This window comes from Streptomyces sp. NBC_01298 (assembly GCF_035978755.1).
Taxonomy (GTDB): domain Bacteria; phylum Actinomycetota; class Actinomycetes; order Streptomycetales; family Streptomycetaceae; genus Streptomyces.
In genome coordinates this window covers 969,877-990,333 of the sequence record NZ_CP108414.1, presented here as the reverse complement: position 1 = coordinate 990,333, position 20,457 = coordinate 969,877, and the positions used below count along the sequence as shown (strand labels likewise).

General features: G+C 71.6%; 22 protein-coding genes and 2 pseudogenes. 14 read left to right on the top strand and 10 right to left on the bottom strand.

What is annotated here, in order from left to right; translation table 11 throughout:
* The first annotated feature begins 5 nt into the window (after positions 1 to 5).
* Positions 6 to 254 (top strand): hypothetical protein, encoded by a 249-nt coding sequence (locus tag OG730_RS04475; RefSeq protein WP_327302925.1) that lies wholly within the window; start codon positions 6 to 8, stop codon positions 252 to 254.
* Complete coding sequence (locus tag OG730_RS04470) at positions 254 to 691, top strand: hypothetical protein (RefSeq protein ID WP_327302924.1); 438 nt, start codon at positions 254 to 256, stop codon at positions 689 to 691. The genes OG730_RS04475 and OG730_RS04470 overlap by 1 nt, the downstream gene beginning before the upstream one ends.
* Positions 692 to 776: 85 nt before the next feature.
* Here OG730_RS04470 and OG730_RS04465 read toward each other — a convergent pair whose 3' ends face one another.
* The 3 genes from OG730_RS04465 to OG730_RS04455 are packed head-to-tail and all read right to left on the bottom strand — an operon-like array spanning position 777 to position 2,402.
* The gene (locus OG730_RS04465; protein ID WP_327302923.1) at positions 777 to 1,628 is read right to left on the bottom strand and encodes a helix-turn-helix domain-containing protein; all 852 of its coding nucleotides are present in this window, start codon (positions 1,626 to 1,628) and stop codon (positions 777 to 779) included.
* 14 nt (positions 1,629 to 1,642) lie between these two features.
* A complete protein-coding gene (locus tag OG730_RS04460) occupies positions 1,643 to 2,170 on the bottom strand; it encodes a DUF6879 family protein (protein WP_327302922.1) in 528 nt (175 codons plus the stop codon).
* Positions 2,151 to 2,402 (bottom strand): hypothetical protein, encoded by a 252-nt coding sequence (locus OG730_RS04455; protein ID WP_327302921.1) that lies wholly within the window; start codon positions 2,400 to 2,402, stop codon positions 2,151 to 2,153. Before OG730_RS04455 ends, OG730_RS04460 begins: the two co-directional genes overlap by 20 nt.
* Before the next feature lie 193 nt (positions 2,403 to 2,595).
* Between OG730_RS04455 and OG730_RS04450 the strand changes: the two genes are divergently transcribed.
* The 5 genes from OG730_RS04450 to OG730_RS04430 all read left to right on the top strand — a co-directional run bounded on the left by OG730_RS04450 (position 2,596) and on the right by OG730_RS04430 (position 4,671).
* Positions 2,596 to 2,766, top strand: a complete 171-nt coding sequence (locus OG730_RS04450; protein WP_327302920.1) for a hypothetical protein — start codon at positions 2,596 to 2,598, stop codon at positions 2,764 to 2,766.
* Complete coding sequence (locus OG730_RS04445) at positions 2,759 to 2,971, top strand: hypothetical protein (protein WP_327302919.1); 213 nt, start codon at positions 2,759 to 2,761, stop codon at positions 2,969 to 2,971. The genes OG730_RS04450 and OG730_RS04445 overlap by 8 nt, the downstream gene beginning before the upstream one ends.
* 110 nt (positions 2,972 to 3,081) lie before the next feature.
* Positions 3,082 to 3,546, top strand: coding sequence for a glycine-rich domain-containing protein (locus OG730_RS04440; RefSeq protein WP_327302918.1), 465 nt, complete (start codon positions 3,082 to 3,084; stop codon positions 3,544 to 3,546).
* On the top strand, positions 3,543 to 3,863 hold the full coding sequence (locus tag OG730_RS04435; protein ID WP_327309148.1) for a hypothetical protein: 321 nt from the start codon (positions 3,543 to 3,545) through the stop codon (positions 3,861 to 3,863). The genes OG730_RS04440 and OG730_RS04435 overlap by 4 nt, the downstream gene beginning before the upstream one ends.
* 331 nt (positions 3,864 to 4,194) lie before the next feature.
* Positions 4,195 to 4,671 carry a hypothetical protein gene (locus OG730_RS04430; RefSeq protein ID WP_327302917.1) on the top strand — a complete coding sequence of 159 codons (477 nt, stop codon included), beginning with the start codon at positions 4,195 to 4,197 and terminating at the stop codon, positions 4,669 to 4,671.
* A gap of 745 nt (positions 4,672 to 5,416) precedes the next feature.
* Here OG730_RS04430 and OG730_RS04425 read toward each other — a convergent pair.
* Genes OG730_RS04425 through OG730_RS04415 form a run of 3 tightly spaced genes read right to left on the bottom strand, consistent with a single transcriptional unit; the run spans position 5,417 to position 6,317 of the window.
* Positions 5,417 to 5,692 (bottom strand): hypothetical protein, encoded by a 276-nt coding sequence (locus tag OG730_RS04425; protein WP_327302916.1) that lies wholly within the window; start codon positions 5,690 to 5,692, stop codon positions 5,417 to 5,419.
* Positions 5,689 to 6,045, bottom strand: coding sequence for a DUF6907 domain-containing protein (locus OG730_RS04420; protein ID WP_327302915.1), 357 nt, complete (start codon positions 6,043 to 6,045; stop codon positions 5,689 to 5,691). Before OG730_RS04420 ends, OG730_RS04425 begins: the two co-directional genes overlap by 4 nt.
* Positions 6,042 to 6,317, bottom strand: a complete 276-nt coding sequence (locus OG730_RS04415) for a hypothetical protein (protein ID WP_327302914.1) — start codon at positions 6,315 to 6,317, stop codon at positions 6,042 to 6,044. The genes OG730_RS04420 and OG730_RS04415 overlap by 4 nt, the downstream gene beginning before the upstream one ends.
* A 185-nt stretch (positions 6,318 to 6,502) precedes the next feature.
* On the opposite strand from OG730_RS04415, the gene OG730_RS04410 reads away from it, so the two are divergent.
* Positions 6,503 to 7,933: a dihydrolipoyl dehydrogenase family protein gene (locus OG730_RS04410; RefSeq protein WP_327309147.1), complete on the top strand. Its 1,431-nt coding sequence runs from the start codon at positions 6,503 to 6,505 to the stop codon at positions 7,931 to 7,933.
* A gap of 49 nt (positions 7,934 to 7,982) precedes the next feature.
* Here the strand turns inward: OG730_RS04410 and OG730_RS04405 are convergent, their stop codons facing one another.
* Entirely contained in the window at positions 7,983 to 9,164 is a 1,182-nt protein-coding gene (locus OG730_RS04405; RefSeq protein ID WP_327302913.1) for a PucR family transcriptional regulator, read from the bottom strand.
* Between the two features lie 152 nt (positions 9,165 to 9,316).
* Between OG730_RS04405 and OG730_RS04400 the strand changes: the two are divergent.
* Both OG730_RS04400 and OG730_RS04395 read left to right on the top strand, forming a co-directional pair.
* Positions 9,317 to 10,571 (top strand): annotated as a pseudogene (locus OG730_RS04400) (AMP-binding protein).
* 104 nt (positions 10,572 to 10,675) lie between these two features.
* Positions 10,676 to 11,824, top strand: coding sequence for a PucR family transcriptional regulator (locus OG730_RS04395; RefSeq protein WP_327302912.1), 1,149 nt, complete (start codon positions 10,676 to 10,678; stop codon positions 11,822 to 11,824).
* 13 nt (positions 11,825 to 11,837) lie between these two features.
* Here OG730_RS04395 and OG730_RS04390 read toward each other — a convergent pair whose 3' ends face one another.
* The 3 genes from OG730_RS04390 to OG730_RS04380 all read right to left on the bottom strand — a co-directional run bounded on the left by OG730_RS04390 (position 11,838) and on the right by OG730_RS04380 (position 15,680).
* On the bottom strand, positions 11,838 to 13,238 hold the full coding sequence (locus OG730_RS04390; protein WP_327302911.1) for a carboxylesterase/lipase family protein: 1,401 nt from the start codon (positions 13,236 to 13,238) through the stop codon (positions 11,838 to 11,840).
* Between the two features lie 122 nt (positions 13,239 to 13,360).
* Positions 13,361 to 14,203 (bottom strand): alpha/beta hydrolase family protein, encoded by an 843-nt coding sequence (locus OG730_RS04385; RefSeq protein WP_327302910.1) that lies wholly within the window; start codon positions 14,201 to 14,203, stop codon positions 13,361 to 13,363.
* A 199-nt stretch (positions 14,204 to 14,402) separates the two neighbouring features.
* A complete protein-coding gene (locus OG730_RS04380; protein WP_327302909.1) occupies positions 14,403 to 15,680 on the bottom strand; it encodes an Nramp family divalent metal transporter in 1,278 nt (425 codons plus the stop codon).
* A 67-nt stretch (positions 15,681 to 15,747) separates the two neighbouring features.
* Between OG730_RS04380 and OG730_RS04375 the strand changes: the two are divergent.
* The 4 genes and pseudogenes from OG730_RS04375 to OG730_RS04360 all read left to right on the top strand — a co-directional run.
* A pseudogene (locus OG730_RS04375) lies at positions 15,748 to 16,060 on the top strand (HAD family hydrolase); the annotation flags it as partial.
* A 129-nt stretch (positions 16,061 to 16,189) separates the two neighbouring features.
* On the top strand, positions 16,190 to 18,133 hold the full coding sequence (locus OG730_RS04370; RefSeq protein ID WP_327302908.1) for a PAS domain S-box protein: 1,944 nt from the start codon (positions 16,190 to 16,192) through the stop codon (positions 18,131 to 18,133).
* A gap of 161 nt (positions 18,134 to 18,294) precedes the next feature.
* On the top strand, positions 18,295 to 18,981 hold the full coding sequence (gene uppS, locus OG730_RS04365) for a polyprenyl diphosphate synthase (RefSeq protein WP_442815171.1): 687 nt from the start codon (positions 18,295 to 18,297) through the stop codon (positions 18,979 to 18,981).
* The gene (locus tag OG730_RS04360; protein WP_327302906.1) at positions 18,978 to 20,441 is read left to right on the top strand and encodes an oxygenase MpaB family protein; all 1,464 of its coding nucleotides are present in this window, start codon (positions 18,978 to 18,980) and stop codon (positions 20,439 to 20,441) included. Before uppS ends, OG730_RS04360 begins: the two co-directional genes overlap by 4 nt.
* Positions 20,442 to 20,457: the final 16 nt, after the last annotated feature.

The following is a 20,457-nucleotide window of genomic DNA, read 5'->3' as shown; positions in this document are numbered from 1 at the left end:
GAACGATGAGCGTAGAGATGGGCAGTCACCCCTTCATGACCCTGGCCGCAGGGGCGGGCATGGACCTCGACGAGGTCCGGGCGCTGGCCGAGGCCGGAAACCTGGAGGTGGCGGTGCGCCGCTACCGCGAGCGGCAGGGAGCTCCGGGGGCGAAGCGGCTGACCGGAAGGCAGGCGGCCGCGGTGCTGCGCCGGCGGGCCGAGACGTCGGCGCGGCAGCGGCAAGTGGAGCTCCTGCGTCGGCGGGCCGCGTGATGGCGCCCGTCGAGGTGGACGCCGCGGAGGCCTGGCGGGCCCACGTGCAGGAGTGCACCGAGTGGCAGGACGCGCGGACGTCCGCCTGCCGGGCCGCGGCCAACGCCGCGGCACTGGCGTACCGGAGGGACCGGAACGTCTTCATCCCCGGCGAGCTGTACGGGGCGCGTGTCGCCGGGCGGCGGAGGGGCGGCGAGGCCTTCGAGCGCCGCACTGCGCGGCCGGAGTTCAACGGCCAGCGCAAGACGGTGGCGCTGCTGTACGTGACGCCCGAGCAGGAAGGGGTGACCCCCGATGGCCACTGCCTGTCCGGCGCCTCGATGGAGGGCATCGGCCCCGAGCGCTACGCGATGCACCACGCGGAGGACTGTTCAGCGGATCCCCGACGGCTGGCCCAGTTGAGCCGCGACAACCCGCCCGGACCAGCAGCCGCCTGACGGCTGCGCCCGTGCCCGGCCCCTACCGCACCGGGGCCCGGGCACTTCCGTGCTACACGGCCCTGAGAAATCAGGTGCGTGCCGGTCAACGCAGCGCGGCCATGGCTTCCATGATCAGTGCGCGGGCATCAGCGCCGTACACGGCCATCTGCTGGAGCGCCGCGAACGCCTTCTCGTAGAGGGCAATCTCGCTCGGCTGCGTGACCGTGACGCGGGCCGAGAGGAGCTCCACCGACACGAGGGTGTCGTCGTACATGTGGAACGTCTCCAGCGGCCATTGGGAGCGCTCGCGGGTGGCCATGGGGATGATGCCTAGGCTCACGGACGGCATCGCCCCCACGGTCATCAGGTAGCCGAGCTGAGCGGCCATAGCGTCGGCGTCCGCCAGTTGGTGGCGTAGTGCGCTCTCCTCGACGAGGAGGACGTACCGGCGGCCGGGCTCGCGCAGGATCAGGTTCCGCTGCATGCGGGCGGCGACTGCCTCGGCGACGTCGTTGGGGATCTCCCGGAACTCGCTGATAGCCGTGAGTAGGCCGGCGGCGTAGCCCTCGGTCTGCACGAAGTGCGGCAGGAGCGTGGCGGAGTACACGCGGAACAGGCGGGTGGAGCGGAACAGGGGGACGTAGCTGTGTTGCAGCTGCTTCAGGCCGCTCCGGGACCGGCGCCGCCACTCCGTGTACAGGGACTCGGCGTTCTGCGACTGCGCGACGATGTCGCGTGCCTGGCCGACCGCGCCGCACGCCTCGCACCACCGGCGGATGTCGTCCGGGGTGGGAGGCGTACGGGCGTTCTCGATGCGCGAGGACTTGGAGTGCGTCCAGCCGCAGCGGTCGCCCAGCTCGCCGCCGCTGAGCCCCGCCTCCGCACGTAGCTCACGCAGCCGATCGGCCACGCTGCGGCGTGCGGCCTGGGCCGCGGATGACGGGGACACGGACATGAGCTGGGCTCCGCCTACCTGATCTCGAAGCTGGAGTGCGGAATCGCCCTAGCCCATACGGCCTCGAAGGCGTCCGCGCAGAGCTTCGCCGCGGCCGGGTCCTCGCTCATCTCGCCGCCAGCGGACACCCCTTCGCCGGAAAAGTGATTCCAGCGGACGAGGCGCCCATCGATGAGCCAGAAGTCGTTGCCCGGGAGCGCGATGTCGCTCGCCTGGCGCCGTGGAAGCCACCGCACGTCCTCGCCGGCGGTGACGTTCGTGAACGTCCCGTCGTACAGGAAGCGGGTGTACTCGCTGACCGGCTCGGAGACGATGCGGGCCCGGCGCACGGTGACCCCGCGGGCGACGGTGGAGCCGATGAGGTCGAGCCAGGGCCGCCACCACGCTGCCTGGTCGGCAGGGTCGTGGCGGTGTCCGGCGCGCCAGTCCGCGAACGGGCCGGTCTCGTAGTCGACCGCGTAGGCATCGCGGGTCTCCAGGTGGACGACCGAGTGCTCGGCGGCGCCGAGGAGGTCGGGCCAGCTAGGGACGTTCAAGGGCATCGCAGGCCTCCCTGATCATGTGCGCCATGCGTGCGGGGATCCGCACCACGGCCTCTCCCTTCGGGATGCCGGCCCCGTGGCCGGGCAGCTCCAGGGCCGCGCACTCCGCCTCCAGCTCGGGGCTGGGAAGCCAGCCCTGGAAGACGAGCTCCTGGTGCTCCTCGTCGACCCACACGGTAGGGCTCTCGCCGTCGCTGCTGCTCGGGTCGATGCCCACGAAACGTAGCGTCATGGTGTCCTCCGTTGCTCGGGTTGTGCACGGATGAACACCACAGTTATGGACGCAGGTTGAGCGGTCAAGAGGACGTCCGGAAGGTCGTCCGAATCGGGTCTCTACGTGAACATCGGTGCACATTCGTGGCGGGCGAGTACGGGCCCTCGTCAGGCTCTGAGGACCACCCGCTGACGACGGAGGGAGTGACCCCGTGACCAGCCCGATCCACAGCTGTGCCCGCGGCGTATGGAGCCTCGACACCCCGGACGACACCCGCATGGGCATGGCTGAGGTGGTCGAGCCGAGCGCCGATCTCCTTGACCGGGCGCAGGCCGGCTGGGCCCGGTTCACCGGCACGGACGGAGCCGAGTCCGATGGCTGACCCGGTCGAGCAGCTCGACCATCCGCTCCTCGGGCAGCCGGTCCGCGATGTCGCCTCCGGGACGGAGGGCAAACTCGTGGCCGTCGTCCAGGAGGTGGTCCGCCGTGTCTACGGCGAGGCCGTGTACGCGCCGATCGCCTACATCCAAATGGCCTCCGGCCGCGAGCTGAGCACGGCCGCGGCCAACGTCGAGGCGGCTCGGTGAACGACTGGCGAGGACAGCTGCTCTTCGTCTTCGTCCTGCTCGGCGCCCTCGCCGTGATCGTCGTTGGCATCAACTGACCTGCAACTCCTGAAACGACCAAGGGAGACGCCATGTCTACGCCCCCCAAGCCCCCGCCGCCGTGCAGCGCCGGCAAGAGTGAAACCCCGACGCCCGCGGTTACAGGCAGCGTGCTCACCGCCGCGCCCGGCGAACGCAACCCCCGTGCTCTCCTCGACGCGGACGAGTTCATGACCGTCACCGCGACGCTCGCCCGCAACGAGCCGGCCTTCGGTTGGGTGTACGCCGAACAGGTCGTCGTCGAGACGCTCAAGTTCGTTGCTGCGGCCGCTCAGAGCGACGAGCGTCTCTCGCCCTCCGCGATCGTCGACAAGGGACTCCACGCACTCTTGGAGAACACGGAGATCCACTACGCCGTGGGCGCCCGTCTCGGCGTGTTCGTGCACCACTACCCGACCCTCCCCAGCTCCGCACCGATCGCGCCCGGCTGGCTTGAACGGACGGTCGCCACGATCCGCCGCGCCGGCTTCAGTGAGGACCCGGAGATGTGGACGTGATCACCGTGGAGTTCGACACGTCCGCCACGGACGTCACCACGTGCGAGGCCTGTTGGCGGGGGCCGGTTCAAGCGGCCCGTACCGCCGCGCACGCTCACGGTCGCGATCTGCTGTGCATCCCGTGCGCGGAGGCTGGCTACCCGGCCCGCGTCGATCTGTTCCCCCCGTACGGCATCTACAAGCTCAACGGAAGGACCCTGAAGATGACCCTGGAGATGGGTAAGCACGGATCCGGAAGCCCGCAGACGCCGCCGGACCAGGGTCCGCCCCTGCCGTCGCCGCCGCCCACCCCGACCCCCGGCCGCCCGCCCGTGTAGGGCAGCCAGCCCCCATGACTGGGCCCCCGATGCGATCCACACGCATTGGGGGCCCTTGTGCACCTAATTGCAGAACGGCGGGTCAGTGCCCGCAGTAGGGCTTGGACCACCAGCCGCAGGGCTCGCAGCATTCGGCGGAGAGGCAGGCCAGGAAGGCTCGGATCACCGTCCACCTGCCCGCTCCGTAGGGTGGCCGACTGAGCGTGGTGCGCGTGCATGGCGAGGACGCGACCTCGGGATCCGTTGGTGGCATGGCGCGGCACCGGTCCGGGTGAATGGGGCTGAGAGGCCGCTCGTACACTGGCGCGTCACGCCGAGCCCAGGGAAGACGATGACCGACGCCGATCAGCCCGCCATACCCGTGCCCGCGCCCCGCCGGCGCCTTCCGATCGCGCTCGGGATCGTGGCGGGCGTCGTCCTCGCTGGGCAGACCGCTGCCCTCGTGGTTCAGCAGCAGCAGATCTCGGACCTGCGTGCTCGGGCTGCCGTGCCGGGCCCGCGAGGGCCCGCCGGCGTCCAGGGGCCTGCTGGCCCGCAGGGGCCCGTCGGCCCAGTGGGTAAGGCGGGCCGGGATGGTCAGGACGGCAAATCCGCGGCGTCCGATCTCGGCACTGGGCAGGGCCAGGCTTCGGGGATGACCCAGCTGTCGGCGCGCGCCTACTGCACCGAGCAGTCGGTGAAGGCTTGGCCGGATGGGACGCCCAGCGGAGACGAGATGCTCGACCAGCTCGGCAGCGCATACACGGCGACGCAGCGCGAGAAGGCGTTCAAGCAGTGCATGCAGGACGAAGGGTGGCCCCAGCCGTAGCGGAGGGGCCCCGCCCGAGCGCTGTTTCGGGCGGGGCCGGGACCGAGTAGCGCCGCAGCCCGCGGCAGTCCGGTCTGATGATGTGCCCCACGGTACGGCGGGGCTCTGACAGTCGGGAGTGTGCGGCGGCCCTGGAGAGAGGTGAGACTGCCGTCAGCCTGGACGGTCAGCGGCCGGGTGCAAAGCCGGTTCGTAGCGCTCGCTTTAGATCCTCAGAGTGAATCACTGGATTCGGCACGAGCAGGCTGTCGTGTACGGCGAGGAGCTGCGAAGCATCAGTCCCACGACCGGCGCGATTCATCGCGGTCGCCATGTCGCGTAGCGCCCTCCGGACACGCGGAGCGTTGACCAGAACCCCGTTGCCCAGGTCGATAGAAGGGTGGTGGGCCTCTTGCCCTTGCCGCCGTCTCTTCTTCTTGGTCGGCTTTCGAGGCGTCCCGGCTTCGATTCTCGCGGCCTGCCGCTTGGCCAGATCCTGCATGGAAGGAGCTTCCGGCGGCTCCTTCAACGCTGAAATGCCCACCCATCGGTTGCCGAAACTGTATGCCGTCACAGGTCCCCCTTCACGGTGCCCGAACAGTACAGGTGGGAAAAGGGACTTGGGGAGGCTGCGCAGCCATCGCATTGGCGATTGACTACACCCGCCCACAGGCCCGACGCAGTGGGCTTCGGGGTCACGGCGGCCTCAAGCCGTGAGGGCGAGCCCCACGAACCCCGACCGCCGTCGCCGCAGCGAAGAGCACGACTACGCCGCTCCGGGCGGGTCCGTCATACGCGCGGCCGGGGCCGTCGGATCGCCGTCATACGCGGGCACTCGGACCGCCATACGCTGAGGTGGGACGCCGTCCGGGTAGAGCCCGGAGTCCCACACCCAGGCGTACCCGTGCGCGAGGAACGCCACGGCGTAGCGGACCGCGTCCGACGCCGTCATACCGGTCCGCATGACGACGGCGAGGTCGTCGGACAGGGTGTCGTCCACGCGGACCGACAGGGACTTGCCGGCCTTCGGCGGAGTAGTCACCAGGCACCCCCGGCGCGGAGCGTGGCCAGCCGGTCGGCGAACTCGACGAGCAGCGCCGCCCGCGCGGCCAGGCCCGCGGCGAAGTCCCGCAGGCCGTCCGGGTCCAGCGTCGCGCCGGGCGCGACGAGCTCGACGTAGACGCTGAGCGGCACGGGGCGCTGGCCGAAGGGGAACTCGACGAGCTCGGCGTCCAGGCCGATGAGCCCCTCGGGCACGGGTACCGGCGCGGAGTGGTGCAGGTCTACCCGGTAGCCGGTGGGGTCGTTCGGGTGGCCGGCGCACCAGGACGGCTCGGGGAGGGTGACCGGTCCGGCGTCGAGGGTGGGCACCGTGACGGTGCGGAGCGCGGTCACTGGTCGCCGCCCGCGGCCTGGCGGAGCTCGGCGGCGTACTGCTTGCGGGTGGTGCCCACCTCGACGGCCGGTGCGAAGGCGAGGAGGAGCTCCTCGGCCAGCTCGGCGCGCGCGGTGCCGTAGCCGTGCCGCCGGGCAGCGAAGGTGAGGGCCAGGGCGGTGCGGATGCTCGGCCGCATGGGGTGCTGCGGCCGCTCGGCGGTCAACCGGGCGGCGATCTGCTGGAGCAGGGCGCGGGTGTCCGCGTCGGGCAGGCGTGTACGTTCTGGCATGGGTCTGGGCTCCTTGATACAGAAGGGTCTGGATCAAGGCCCCGGCGGGGTGTTGCTGCACCACGCCGGGGCCGCCCGCATCTCACGTATGTCTCACAGACCACACGTAAAGTGACGGGCTATGAGCCCCTGGCCGGGATTCCTGCGGGTCCTGGTGGACCCTCTGGAACCCTTGGAAGGTGTCTATGTCGGAAGCGGTGGAATACGACGTAGTGGTCCTCGGCGGGGGGCCGGCCGGCGAGAACGTGGTCGACCGGACCCGCGCCGCCGGGCTGAGCACGGCGCTGGTCGAGAGCGAGTTGGTGGGCGGCGAGTGCTCGTACTGGGCCTGCATCCCCAGCAAGGCGCTGCTCCGCCCGGCGCTGGCCCGGGCGGACGCGCGGCGGGTGCCCGGTCTGGCGGGCGCCGTGGCCGGTCCGCTGGACGCGGAAGCGGTCTTCGCGCATCGCGACTACTGGACCGGGAGCTGGAAGGACGACGGCCAGATCGACTGGCTGGAGTCGGTCGGCGCCCACGTGTACCGGGGCCACGGCCGGCTGTACGGAGTCCGCAAGGTCGCCGTCACCAGCCCGGAGGGGGAGCACCACGTGCTCTCCGCGCGGCACGCGGTCGTCGTCGCGACCGGTACCCGGGCCGTGATCCCGGAACTGCCGGGCATGGAGGACGCCCGGCCGTGGACCAGCCGCGAGGCCACGTCGGCGCAGGCGGCGCCGGGCCGGCTGCTGATCGTCGGCGGATCGGTGGTGGCCGCGGAGATGGCCACGGCCTGGCAGGCGCTCGGCTCCCAGGTGACCCTGCTCGTACGGGGCTCCGGGCTGCTGCCGCGCATGGAGCCCTTCGCCGGGGAACTGGTCGCCGAGGCGCTGCGCGGGGCGGGCGCGGTGGTCCGTACGGGCGTGGCCGTCGAGTCCGTCGTAAGGGACGGCTCGACCGGGCCCGTCACCGTGGTGCTCGAAGGCGGCGAGACGCTGGAGGGCGACGAACTGCTGGTGGCGACGGGGCGCTCCCCGCGCACCGAGGACATCGGACTGGACACCGTCGGGCTCACCCCGGGCGGGTGGATCGCGGTGGACGACAGCTGCCGGGTCCCGGGGATCGACTGGCTGTACGCGGTCGGCGACGTCAATCACCGGGCGCTGCTCACCCATCAGGGCAAGTACCAGGCCCGGACCGCGGGCGCCGTCATCGCCGCGCGAGCCGCGGGCAACGCCGCACTGGACACCGGCCGTTGGGGCGCACACGCGGCGACCGCCGATACGCAGGCCCTCCCGCAGGCCGTGTTCACCGACCCGGAGGCCGCATCGGTGGGCCTGACCCTCGCGGAGGCGGAGCGCGCCGGCCACCGGGTCCGGGCCGTGGACCACGACCTCGGCAAGGTCTCCGGCGCGGGCCTGTACGCCGACGGCTACCGGGGCCGGGCCCGCATGGTGGTGGACCTGGACCGCGAGATCCTGCTCGGCGTCACCTTCGTCGGCCCGGGCGCGGCCGAGCTCCTGCACGCGGCGACGATCGCGGTCGCGGGCGAGGTCCCCATCGAGCGCCTGTGGCACGCGGTCCCGGCCTTCCCGACGATCAGCGAGATCTGGCTGCGGCTGCTGGAGGGGTACCGCGGTTGAACCGATCCGCCGGGCTCGGTCTCGTACTCGGTTGCCCGAAAGTTCGTACTCAGGCCGCTGCTCCGCCCAGCGCCCGCAGCGCGAGAGCCCAGCCCAGCCGGGCCTCGCCGGATTCCGCCGACCAGCCGGTCAGTTCGGCGATGCGTCCGATGCGGCCCCGCACCGTATTGCGGTGGCAGTAGAGCCGCTCGGCGGTGCGGGAGGCCGAGCAGCCCTCGTCGAGCCAGACGCGCAGCGTCTCCAGCAGCACCGCCCGCTCGGAACCGCTGCTCAGCACACCGTCGAGATAGCGCCCCACCGTTCGCTGAGCGATCTCCGGGTCGGCGCAGAGCACGGCGTGCACCAGCCGGTCGTCGAGCGCCGCGACCTGCCCGGTGCCCGGCGGGAGGGTCGCGAGCGCACGCCCCGCCAGCCGCAGCCCCCGATCGGCCGTGGTCAGCTCCTCGAACGGCGGCGAAATCCCCGCCGCGCAGCGCACCGCCCCCCGGAGGATCCGCGTCAACTCCTCGGGCGCGGTGGAGCCGAGCCGCACCAGACCGGCGAGGACCTCCGTACGCGGCCGCCAGAACGACCACAGCCCAGCGGCTTCCAGCGCGGGCCCCGGCTCGGCCGGAGACGCCGGGTTCTGGGCGACGACGACCACGGCGTACAGGTCGTGCGACGGCACCCCGAGGGCAGTGGCCGCGGCGGCGGCCACCGCCGGGTCGCTGCCGCGCCCGTCGAGCAACGCTTCGAAGAGGGATCCGCGCCGGGAGTCCTCCCGGTGCTGCAGCTCCACGGTGGTGAGCCCGTACGCGTCGGCCATGGCCGACGAGAACCGGTCGATGGTCTCCCAGAGGGCGCCGGCGATGTCGCCGAGCATCCGCTGCTGCGCCGGTGGCCGGTCGCGCATCCGGTCCGCCAGCCCCTGCCAGATGACCCGGCCGCCGCGCCGGTACGCCTGGAGCACGGTGGCCAGCGGGACGCCCTGCTCGGCGCGCAGCCGTCCGGTCTCGGTGGCAGCGGCCTCGATGTGGCGGCCGCCGGACGGCAGCTCGCCGAAGTCGTTGAGCGCCAGTTCCACGTTACGGCGGCAGGTCACCCGCAGATCCGCAGGGGAGACGGTCCGGCCGGACGCGTAGAAGGGGCTGTGCGCGCGGATGTCGGCGGTCAGGGCATCGGTGAGGCGGCCGATGTCCGCGAGCAGAGCCGTCGCAAGGTGCCGACGCAGCGTCCGCTCCTCGTCGTTCATGGCAGCAGGTTAGGCGTATGCACTGTCCACGCGGAAGCCCGGGTGCCTACGCCCAGACGGACGGTACGAACGGTGTGCGGATGCACATGGCCGTGCGGTGGACGCGTCCCCGATTCTGACGATGCCGCCATCATCCGCGTGAAGGAGCCACCGTGCAGCTCAGCGTCGCCACCCTGCTCGCCGACTCGGCCCGCCGCCACCCCGACCGCATTGCCGTCGTCGAGGGGGAGCTGCGCCTCACCTACGCGCGACTGTGGGACGAGGTCCTGGTCTTCGCCGCCGTCCTGCGGGCCCGCGGGATCGGACCCGGCGACCGGGTGGCGGTGCTGCTGGCGAACACCGCGGACTTCCCCCGTGCCTACTACGCGGTCCTCGCGGCCGGTGCGACCGTGGTGCCGGTGCACGCACTGATGGTGGCCGACGAGGTGGCGTACGTACTGCGGCACAGCGGCGCCAGAGCGCTCGTCAGCGGAGGGGCCCTTCGGCCGGTGGCGCAGACGGCCGCCGTCGCGGCGGGCATCGAGGTGCTCGAGGTCGGTGACGGAGAGGAGCGGCTGCCCGACACGGCCGAGCGGAAGGCGACGGCGACGGCGACGGCGACGGCGACGAAGAGGAAGAGGAAGACAGAGACAGAGACAGAGACGGAGACGGAGACCGCGGCCATCCTCTACACCAGCGGCACCACGGGCCGGCCCAAGGGGGCCCGGCTCACCCACCTCAACCTGGTCATGAACGCCACTGTCTGCGCGGGCGACCTGCTCGGTCTGACACCCGACGACACGGTGCTGGGCTGTCTGCCGCTGTTCCACAGCTACGGACTCCCCGGCCGCCACCTTCAACCAGCGGACCACCGGCCGTCGTCCCGGGACCGTCGGCCACCCCGTGTGGGGCGTCGAGGCCGCGATCGCCGACCCCGAGCGGGAGCGGCACATAGCGCTCCTGCCGGACGGTGAGGTCGGCGAGGTGGTCATCCGCGGGCACAACGTCTTCGCCGGCTACCTCGACGACCCCGAGGCGAGCGCCGCGGTCCTGATCGACGGCTGGTTCCGCACCGGCGACCTGGGCGTGCGCGACGAGGACGGCTTCCTCACCATCGTCGACCGCAAGAAGGACCTCATCATCCGGGGCGGCTACAACGTCTACCCCCGCGAGGTCGAGGAGGTGCTCGCCCGCCACCCCGCCGTCGCCGAGGCCGCCGTCATCGGACTGGCCGATCCGGCCCGGGGCGAGGAGATCTGCGCCGTGGTGGTGCTGCGCGACGAAGTCACCGAGGAGGAGCTCGTGGCCTGGAGCCGGGAACGCCTGGGCCGGCACAAGTACCCGCGGATCGTACGCTTCCTCCCCGAGCTGCCCCTGGGCCCCAGCGGCAAGGTGCTCAAGCGCGAGCTGCGAGAAGCCCGCGCATGAACGCGCGCCGCGAACGGTTCGGGGACACGCCGCGCGCACGGCCCCCGTCGCCGGACCGGGAGCCGCGATTGACGCCGCGGCCGGGGCGGTGTGACGATGCGCCGATGTCGGACCTGCACGCCCGGATGGCCGCACGCGTCGGTGACCTCACCACCGTCGTGGTCGCGCGCTGCGCGGCGGAGGCGCCGTTCTACGGGGCGCTGCCCCGCGCCACCCTCCAGGGCGAGGTCGCGCGGTCCATCGAGGCGGTGCACGCGCTGCTGCTCAGGGCACTGCGTGACGGGGGCGGGGGGCCGATGGGTCCGGGCGACCTGACCCGGCTCATCGAGTGGTCGGCGCGCCGGGCCGAGGAGCGCGTCCCCCTCGAAGCGGTGATCACCGCGTACCTGATCGGCGCCGAGGTGTGGTGGCAGACGCTGACCGAGGTCGCGGAGCCAGGCGAGCTGGCCGGAGCGGGCGGCAGGCTCCTCGGCTGCCTGCACGCCGCCCTGCCCGCGGTGGTCCTCGCCCACCAGAACGCCCAGGAGGACCTCCACAGCGAGGACAAGCGGGTACGCCGGGCCCTGCTCGGCGCCCTGCTGGCGGGACGGCCGTACGAGGAGCTGGCCGACGTGGCACGGGTGTCGGTGGTGGGCGACCACGAGGTGGTCGCCTTCGCGTTCGAGTCAGACCCGCCGACGAGACTGGTGCAGTCCTCGCTCGACGCCTTCACCGGGATCCCCGTGCTGATGGACCACGTCTCCTGGACCGCCCTGCTGCCGGGCGGCGCCGACGTGCCCGGCCTGGTGGCCCGGCTGGAGAAGGACGTGGGGCAGAGCGTGCGCGCCGCCGCCGCCCGCTCCGCCGTCCCGGCCGCGGTTCCGGCGGCGGCCCAGGAGGCCGGCCGCGTACTGGACCTCGTACTGCGCCTGGGACGGCCGCCCGGGTGCTACCGCCTGGACGACGTGCTGCTGGAGCACCAGATCGCGCGCCCCGGGGACGGCCTCGTACGGCTGGCGGCCAAGCTCGACCCCTTGGAGGAGCACCCCTTCCTGCTGCGGACGCTGCGCGTGTTCGTGGAGCACGGGCTCAACCGCCGCCGGACGGCGTCGGATCTGTGCGTGCACCGCAACACCCTTGACTACCGGCTGCAGCGAGTGAGCACGCTGACCGGCCTCGACCTCGCGGTTCCCGCACAGGCCCGGCTGATCCAGGCAGCGCTCGTCGCCAGGGACCTGGCCGGGCCCGCGGATCATCGTGGCATCGCCGGATGACGCCCGTCAGCGGTCACAGCCAGGCGCGGAGTTCCTCGTGCCGGGGCGCGAGGACCGGGCCGGAGCCGGGGTGGTCGAAGACCATGACGGGCCGGTCCGCGTTCCAGCCCGGCCAGCCCGGGTCTCCCGTGGCGGCGAAGGCGACCCAGGCGCGGTGCATGGCGTCCGCCAGTGGCTGGGGGGCGTCCGGCCCGGTCAGGCCCTCCGCGGCGCGCAGGTTGTCGAAGACGAAGCCGAGTTCCAGCGCGTGGCACGCGCCGAGCCCCATCACGGGCGAGCGCCAGGCGAACTCGTAGACGAAGGTGCGGTCGGGCCGGGAGTCGGCCAGGCGGTTGAGGGGCCCCCGCAGGAGCAGGTCGGTGGCCATCTCCCCGAGGAGCTCGCCGGGTTTGGCGTGCGGCCGGGTGGCTCCGTACAGCCGTGCCACCCGCTGCGGGACACGGAACTTGAGCAGGGCGAGCCGCAGGGTGAGCCTGTTGACGCGGTCCACGGTGCCGCCGGGTACGAACCACAGCCGGTACTCCTCCCGGTTGCCGCCCAGCAGAAGGTCGGCCCGGGGAAGGGGCGGGTCGGTGGGTACGAGCTCGCCGTCGGCCACGATGTGGAACCCGGGACCGCCGCCGATGGGGCCCGACCGGTCGACCACCGCTGCCTGCGCGTCCAGCAGCAGGTCACGGTCCACGCCCGCGAACGCCTCGGCGGTGGCCGGGATCCGCAGTCTCCTCGCCATCGCCCGCACGGCCTTCGCGCCCTCGCGGCGCGACACCGTGTGCGGCGGGCCGCTCTGCAGGATCGCCCGGCGCAGCAGCCCGGACGCGGCGGGGCTGGTCATGAGGGCCGCGATGCTGATCGCCCCGGCGGACTCCCCGCACACGGTGACGTTCGCCGGGTCCCCGCCGAAGGAGGCGATGTTGTCGCGGACCCAGACCAGGGCCGCGACCTGGTCGAGGAGGCCCCGGTTGGCGGGGGCGTCGGGGAAGACCCCGAACCCCTCGACGCCGAGCCGGTAGTTGACGGAGACGAGGACCACTCCGTCGCGGGCGAAGGCGGCCCCGTCGTAGAGCGGCAGGCTCGCCGAGCCGTTGCGCAGGGAACCACCGTGGATCCAGACCATGACCGGCAGCCGGCCCTCGCCGACGGACGGCGTCCAGACGTTGAGGTTGAGACAGTCGTCCCCGGCGATGGAGGGGTCGGGTATCAGCCGGTCGAGGGGCGGACGGTAGGGACGCTTGGGGGCGGTGGGCCCGTACTCCAGCGCGTCTCGCACCCCTTCCCAGGGCTCGACCGGGGCGGGAGCGCGGAAGCGGTGGGGACCGAAGGGCGGAGCGGCGTACGGGATGCCGAGGAAGGTGGCGATCCCGTTGTGGAAACGGCCCCGGACCTTGCCCTGCCCGGTGGTCGCGATGAGATCCATCGCAGTCCTTTCGTGTGAGGAGGGCCGCCCGCCCCGGCCGTACGGCGTCGGGGACGGGGCGGGCGGCGACGTGCGGATCGGGTCGGTCACCGGTCAGGGCGGAAGAAGTCTCCGGGGCCGGGTCACTGGGCGACGAGGCCGTTGCGACGGACGTCGGACCAGGTGCCGCTGTCGGTACAGATCCCGCAGCCGGCCCCGAAGAACTGGGCACGCGCGGCCTGATCTCCCATCAGGTGCGCCTTGAACCAGGCGGTGGTGGGCGCGGCGAACGGGCCGGGGTCGCCCACGACCGTGAAGTGGTCGGCGCCGCGGAGTTCCCCGTAGACGGCCGGGATGTGGTCGGCGGCGTCGTAGAAGGCCTTGACCAGGAAGGGGAAGACGATGCTGTCCTCCTGCCCGGCCAGGAGGAGTGCGGGTCCGTGCACCTCGTTGATGTTGGCGAGGGGCCCGGGCTGGATGGGCAGGATGGTGTCGATGCGCGGGTCCGCGCCGACGACGATGGCGGCGGCTCCGCCCTGCGAGTGGCCGGACGCGCCGATGTGCTCCAGATCGACGTGGCCGTGGAAGGCGCTGGCGGGGTCGGCGTTCCGGTGCGTGAGCAGATCGATTCCGGCGCGCATGGAGAGGCCGAGGTTCGACTGGGGGGTGTTGGCGGCGGCGACGATGAAGCCCTGGCTGGCCCAGTGCAGCAGCAGGTCGCGGTAGACGACGGGGAAGGCGAAGGTGCCGTTTCCCCACACGATGACGGGGTGGCGGCGGTCGCTGGTCGCGATGTCGCGCGGGTAGTAGAGGGTGGTCACGACCCCGACTTCCACCGCGGTGGCGTAGGGGCCGGGAGCGCCGTAGTCGGCCACGACCGCTTCGGAAGCGGAACCGGTGGGCGCCGCTGCCGCACCCGCGCCGGCGGAGGCAGTCAGCACGAGCACGAGCGAGGTCAGAGGTACGAGCAGTTTTCTCCAGAGCACGGTCGACTCCCCATGTCGTCACGGTGAACCGGATGTCACATCCGGCTCACACCTTGTTTGATCGCACATCCTGGAGCACGGTTCGAAGCCCGTCTCTGCGCAATCGCGGCAAGCCGCGGGGCCGGAGTTCGTGCAACCTGCCGAGAGGCGAGGGTGTGCAGGGGGTGTCATGCTCGGTTCCGCCGCCGCTTCGTGAGCGCTACCGGACCAGCTCCCACAGTTGCTGGACGCACAGCACCACGAACAACAGGCCGGCGGCCCCCAGCATCGCGTTGCTCAGCGGGCCGTTGCGCCACTGGGCCGGTGTGCGCGAGGAGTTGAGCAGCCACAGCAGCGTCAGGGCGAGGAAGGGCATGAAGAGCGCGCCGATCACTCCGTACACCACGATGAGCCCGAAGGGCTGGTCCAGGAAGAGCAGGCTGATGGGCGGGAAGGTGAGCCAGAGCAGGTAGACCCGGAAGGGCAGGGACCTCGCCGGGTTCATCCCGGCCGGGACGAGCGGCGGCCGGAACTTCGCGGCGAAGTCGGCGAACATCAGGCTCACTCCGTGCCACACGCCGATCAGGGAGGTGAAGGACGTGGCGAAGAACCCGACCAGGAAGAGCTTGGCGGTCGCCCTTCCGTAGTGCTCCTCCAGGACGGCACTCAGATCGAGCAGCCCCTTGTCACCCTTGGCCAGGGCCACGCCGGACGAGTGCAGCAGCTCGGCCCCGACGATGAGCATGGACACCACGAAGATCCCGGTGGTGAGGTAGGCGACGCGGTTGTCGAGCCGCATCACCTTCATCCAACTCGTGTTCGTCCAGCCCTTCGCGTTCACCCAGTAGCCGTACGCGGCGAGGGTGATCGTGCCGCCCACGCCGCCGATCAGCCCGAGCGTGTAGACCAGCGAACCGTCCGGCAGCACGGGCGCGAGGCCGGCGAAGGCCGCGTCCAGGCGGGGCGTGACGCGGATCGCGAGATACACGGTGACCAGGAACATCACGCCGACCAGGACGGTCATGACCTTCTCGAAGACGGCGTACCGGTTGAACCAGACGAAGACCAGCCCGGCCAGACCGCACAGCACGGCCCAGAGCTTCAGGTCCATGACGTCCGGGAAGAGCGCGGCCAACGGGAGCGCACTGGAGGACATCGCGGCGGCGCCGTAGACGAAGCCCCAGACGACGACGTACCCCGCGAAGTAGACGGTGGTCCAGGAGCCGAGGCTGTGCCAGCCGTCGAAGAGGGTACGGCCGGTCGCGAGGTGCCAGCGGCCGGCCGCCTCGGCGAGCGAGATCTTGACGAGGCAGCCGATGACCGCGGCCCACAGCAGTGTGTAGCCGAACTTGCTGCCCGCGAGGAGCGTGGCCACGAGGTCGCCGGCCCCGACTCCGGTCGCCGCCACGACGATTCCGGGGCCGACGGATCGCCAACTCGCCTTGCGCGGAGCGTGGTTTTCGCTCCCCACGGTGTCCGTCCGCGTGGTGTCCGCCATCTGTGGCCGCCTTCCCGTTCGCCCCCCGAGTGACGGGAGCCACCAAAACGGTTCGGCGGCGGTCGCGCAAGAGGCCCTCGGGCACGGCCTGCCGGCCGACTGGGAAGAGGAGTTCAAGCCCCTCTACCGCGATGCGCTCGCCGCCGGGCTCACCCCCGTCCCCGGATCTGTTCCTCCACGCCGCGCGACGGATGGGGATCGCGCCTGAGGCATGCGCCGTGGTCGAGGACAGCCAGTACGGTCTGCAAGCAGCCCGAGCCGCAGGCATGCGAGCGTTCGCCTACGCCGGGGGGATGGTTCCCGCGGACCGACTCGAAGGCCCCGGCACCGTCGTCTTCGACGACATGCGCAGACTGCCCGGCCTCCTCGCGGATCAGTGACCGCGGCCGGCTCCCGCCCGTTGTCACACTCGGTCATTTGCGCACATGTTCCAGTCAACGGGCGTGGTGACGTGTGAGGGCGTGATCGGATGTCGGCTTCGGTGGTGTTCGGCGAGTGCGAGGCACGACATGACGACAACGACCGAGGAACCCTTCCGAGCCCTGCTGGAAGCGGCACCGGACGCGATGGTGATCGTGGACGACGCGGGTGTGATCCGGCTGGTGAACGCCCAGACGGAGGCGCTGTTCGGTTACCCGAGGCAGGAGCTGCTCGGCCGGCCCATCGACGTCCTGGTACCCGAGCGTTTCCGGGGGCTCCACCCGCACCACCGGCTCGGGTACGCGGCCAGCCGTCAGGTCCGGCCCATGGGGGCGGGCCTGGAGCTGTACGGCCTGTGCCGGGACGGGCGCGAGTTCCCCGTCGAGATCAGCCTCAGTCCCTTGCAGACCGCCGACGGCCTGCTCATCTCCGCGGCCGTACGCGATGTGAGCGAACGAAAGGCCGCTGAAGAGCTGTTCCGGGCACTCCTGGAAGCCGCCCCCGACGCGATGGTCATCGTTGACGACCGCGGCACCATCCAACTCGTCAACGCCCAGACAGAAGCGCTCTTCGGCCACACTCGGGCAGATCTCCTGGGCCGGCCCGTCGAGATCCTCGTCCCGGAGAGGTTCCGCGGTCACCACTCCCACTTCCGGCAGGGCTACTTCGTCGACCGCCAGGTCAGACCCATGGGCGCCGGACTGGAACTGCACGGCCTGTGCCGGGACGGGCGAGAGTTCCCCGTCGAGATCAGCCTCAGCCCCCTGGAAACCCCGGACGGCACGCTCGTATCGGCGGCCATCCGAGACGTGAGCGACCGCAAGGCCGCCGAGGACAAGCTCGCCGAACTCTACGAACAGCAGCGCCACGTCGCCCTCACCTTGCAGCGCAGTCTCATGGGATCACCGGCGGCGGTCCCGGGGATGCCGACGGCGAGCCGGTACTTTCCGGCTCGCCAGGGGGCGGGTGTGGGCGGCGACTGGTTCGACCTGATCCCCCTGGGCGGTGGCCGGGTCGGTGTCATGATCGGCGACGTCATGGGCCGCGGGCTGGAGGCCGCCGCCGTCATGGGTCAGCTCCGCTCGGCCTCACACGCGCTGGCCAAGACCGGCATGCCGCCCTGGCAGCTGATGCGCGCCCTCGACGCCGTGGTCAGCGAACTCCCGGATCAGTTCGTCACCTGCTGCTACCTGGTCGTCGACGCGGACGCGGCAGAGCTGACCGTCTGCTCGGCCGGGCACCTCCCCTTGCTCCTCGCTGCCCCCGACGGCCAGGTGAGCCGACTCGATGTCGATGTCAGCGTGCCGCTCGGTGTCGGCGAAGTTCCACACCACGAGAGCCGCCACACCGTGGAACCCGGCTCGGTCCTCGCCCTCTACACCGACGGACTGGTCGAAACCCCGGGCAGTGACATCGAGGAACAAGTCGACCGCCTGTCCCTGGCACTGGCCAAGACCTGCGCCAAGGTCGAAGGTCTGGAAGTGATGGCCGACTGGCTCCTCGGCGAGATGCTTCCGGACGCCGACGCCGACCACTACGCGGACGACGTCACCTTGCTCCTCGTCCACCTCCCCGATTCGCCCGTGACCTCGCAGAGCGTGGTGCTGCCCGCCCAGCCCAGCAGCGTCGGCGCGGGCCGCCGCTTCCTGCGTTCCACCCTCGGGGCCTGGGGGAGGAGCGACGACCAGCTGTGCGAGACCGCGTGCCTGCTCGCGTCGGAACTCCTCTCCAACGCGGTGAACCACAGCTGCGGCCCGGTCAGGCTTCGAGTCCGCCAGGCGGCGCGCGAACTCAGCGTCGAAGTGTGCGACGGAAGCCCCGTACTCCCGCAGGCCCGGTTCGCCTCGCACGACGCCGAATCCGGACGGGGACTGCTGTTGGTCGACTCCCTCGCCGAGGCCTGGGGCACCCTGCCCACGGCCGAGGGCAAAGCCGTCTGGTTCTCCCTTCCCCTGCCCGCATCGGCGAGAGGCTGGGAGAAGCCCTCCACGCTTCACCACTCGGACGGAATCGGACGCATGAGCCAGAGGTGATGGTCGCTCGTTCGGCCGATCATGGCCCTCTCGCGCTGCCAGACTCCGGGGAGGGAACGCGCTGGTGGGGACTTGGGCAAGGCGGAGTGGGCGTGAAAGAGCAGGGTACGGCTGGTCGTGCCGCTCCGGATAGGGCGGGGCCGCGGCACGTGGCCTGCGTGATGGACGGCAACGGGCGCTGGGCGCAGCGGCGTTCGCTTCCCCGTACGGCGGGTCACCGGGCGGCGGAGGCCGCGGTCATCGACGTCATCGAGGCGGCCCGGGCCGCCGGCGTGGAGTGGCTCAGCCTCTACGCGTTCTCCACGGAGAACTGGAACCGTCCCGGCGCCGAGGTCGAGTTCCTGATGCGTCTGGTGCGGCGGGTCGTGCGCAAGCACGCGCCGCTGTTGCTCGCGCGCGGTATCCGCTGCCGCTTCCTCGGGGTCGGCGACCCGAGGATCCCCCGTGAACTGGCCCAGGACTTCGAGGACGTGGCGGTACTGACCGCCGAGAACCGGGGGATGACGCTGACCGTCGCCTTCGACCACGGCGGACGCCGGGACATCGTCGAGGCCGCGAGGTCGCTGATCCTCAGCGGGACGCCCGCCGAGGAGGTGACCGAGCGGCTCTTCGCGGACCACTTGCCCTTCCCCGACACCCCTGATGTGGATCTGGTCATCCGCACCTCCGGTGAGCAGCGCATCTCCAACTTCATGCTCTGGCAGGTCGCCTACGCCGAGTGGATCTTCCCCGAGGCGCTCTGGCCGGATTTCCGGGCCCCCGACTTCCTGGCCTGCCTGCACACCTATCGGCGCCGCGACCGCCGCTTCGGCGGTGTGCCCGCCCGAACGAACGGAGACCCAGCATGACCACCGAAACCACGGGAGCGGCCGGCAAGGCACCGCTGTTCGGGCCGGATTCGCATTTCAGCACCTTCTTCGACGACCCGCGCTGGGCGTTAGCCATCATCCGCGCCACCGTCCTGGAGGCCGCTCACCCGCAGGTCGGTGCCGCCCTCGCCGACAACTCCACCTTCGTCACCCACCCCTGGCGCCGACTGCGCAACACCTTCCTCAGCATGCGGCGCATGTTCGCCCCCGACCCGGCGGAACGCGAACGGGAGGCCGCCCGGCTCAACCGGCTGCACGCCCGCATGAGCGGATCCGACTCCCGTGGCCGTGCCTACGACGCGATGGACCGCGCGACCCGCGCCTGGGTGGTCGCCACCCTCTTCGAGAGCGCCGTCACCATGTGCCGGCTGAGCGGCCAGCCGCTCGACCAGGACACGATGGAGCGGATGTACGCCGAGTACCGTGCGTACCTCGCCGCGCTCGACGGCGACGCCGCGGAACTCCCCGAGGACCTGAACGACTTCTGGCGGTACTTCGACCGCGTCGTCGAGAACGAGCTGGAGAGCACCGAGGCGGTCCGCGTCATCCTCTACCGGCTCTTCGACCACCTTCCCGCTCCCGCGCTGCTCGACGGCGCGCCGACGCTGTGGGCGGCCGGCCGCGCCGTGGTCGGTCCGCTGCTGGGCGCGATCACCGTCGCCTCGCTCCCCGAGTCCTACCGGCGCCGGGCCGGCCTGCCCGAGATGCCGGGGGCCGCGACCCTCATGCAGGGCGCCTACCTCGCCGCCGGGCTCACCCGATTCCTGCCCGCGAGCTGGATCAACGCCGAGAGCATCATCGAAGCCCTCTCGCTCTCGCCCGACAGCGACGACCCCCGCGCCCGCACCGTAGCCGCCCTGCGCGCCCGTATGAAGCGGGCATCGGCGCTGCTCCGTCTCCTCACCCCGCTCACCGGCGACGCCGACTTCGAACCGGCACCGTCGAGGGGAACGGACGAGAGCCGACGCCCGGCGGAGGAGTTCTTCCGCCGGGTGCTGGACCAGACGGGCGACGGCCACCTCGACTGGCCCGACCTCGCCGCCATGGCACGCGAACTCTCCACCCGCCTCGACCTGGACGAACCCGAGGAGACCCGGCTCTACGATGCCTTCGCCGCCTGGTGGCGCGAACTCCAGGCCGCACTCGACACGGACGGCGACGGCCGCGTCAGCGCCGAAGAGTACGCCACGGGTGTCCCCTCCCTCGCGGGACCCGCGCTCATCCGCGTTGCCGAGATCCTCTTCGACGCCACCGACAAGGACGGCAACGGGAGCATCGACGCGGACGAGTACCGAACCCTCTTCCGCACCGCCTTCCACCGCGACCTCACCACCGCTGACGGCGCGTACGGCAAAAGCGCCTTCGTCGGCGACTTCCTCTCCTTCATGGCCGGCCGCCGCACGGGCACGCCGTACGACCCGATCCTCGCCGACGCCTGACGAGCACGGTTGCACA

Bases quoted from the DNA above. Each gene is read 5' to 3' on its own strand.
- OG730_RS04380 (WP_327302909.1), bottom strand. From the start codon at position 15,680: ATGGCGGACACCACGCGGACGGACACCGTGGGGAGCGAAAACCACGCT.
- OG730_RS04395 (WP_327302912.1), top strand. From the start codon at position 10,676: ATGTCGGACCTGCACGCCCGGATGGCCGCACGCGTCGGTGACCTCACC.
- OG730_RS04475 (WP_327302925.1), top strand. From the start codon at position 6: ATGAGCGTAGAGATGGGCAGTCACCCCTTCATGACCCTGGCCGCAGGG.
- OG730_RS04455 (WP_327302921.1), bottom strand. From the start codon at position 2,402: ATGACGCTACGTTTCGTGGGCATCGACCCGAGCAGCAGCGACGGCGAG.
- OG730_RS04470 (WP_327302924.1), top strand. From the start codon at position 254: ATGGCGCCCGTCGAGGTGGACGCCGCGGAGGCCTGGCGGGCCCACGTG.
- OG730_RS04445 (WP_327302919.1), top strand. From the start codon at position 2,759: ATGGCTGACCCGGTCGAGCAGCTCGACCATCCGCTCCTCGGGCAGCCG.
- uppS (WP_442815171.1), top strand. From the start codon at position 18,295: ATGGACGGCAACGGGCGCTGGGCGCAGCGGCGTTCGCTTCCCCGTACG.
- OG730_RS04410 (WP_327309147.1), top strand. From the start codon at position 6,503: ATGTCGGAAGCGGTGGAATACGACGTAGTGGTCCTCGGCGGGGGGCCG.
- OG730_RS04440 (WP_327302918.1), top strand. From the start codon at position 3,082: ATGTCTACGCCCCCCAAGCCCCCGCCGCCGTGCAGCGCCGGCAAGAGT.
- OG730_RS04460 (WP_327302922.1), bottom strand. From the start codon at position 2,170: ATGCCCTTGAACGTCCCTAGCTGGCCCGACCTCCTCGGCGCCGCCGAG.
- OG730_RS04415 (WP_327302914.1), bottom strand. From the start codon at position 6,317: ATGCCAGAACGTACACGCCTGCCCGACGCGGACACCCGCGCCCTGCTC.
- OG730_RS04405 (WP_327302913.1), bottom strand. From the start codon at position 9,164: ATGAACGACGAGGAGCGGACGCTGCGTCGGCACCTTGCGACGGCTCTG.
- OG730_RS04370 (WP_327302908.1), top strand. From the start codon at position 16,190: ATGACGACAACGACCGAGGAACCCTTCCGAGCCCTGCTGGAAGCGGCA.
- OG730_RS04465 (WP_327302923.1), bottom strand. From the start codon at position 1,628: ATGTCCGTGTCCCCGTCATCCGCGGCCCAGGCCGCACGCCGCAGCGTG.
- OG730_RS04390 (WP_327302911.1), bottom strand. From the start codon at position 13,238: ATGGATCTCATCGCGACCACCGGGCAGGGCAAGGTCCGGGGCCGTTTC.
- OG730_RS04360 (WP_327302906.1), top strand. From the start codon at position 18,978: ATGACCACCGAAACCACGGGAGCGGCCGGCAAGGCACCGCTGTTCGGG.
- OG730_RS04430 (WP_327302917.1), top strand. From the start codon at position 4,195: ATGACCGACGCCGATCAGCCCGCCATACCCGTGCCCGCGCCCCGCCGG.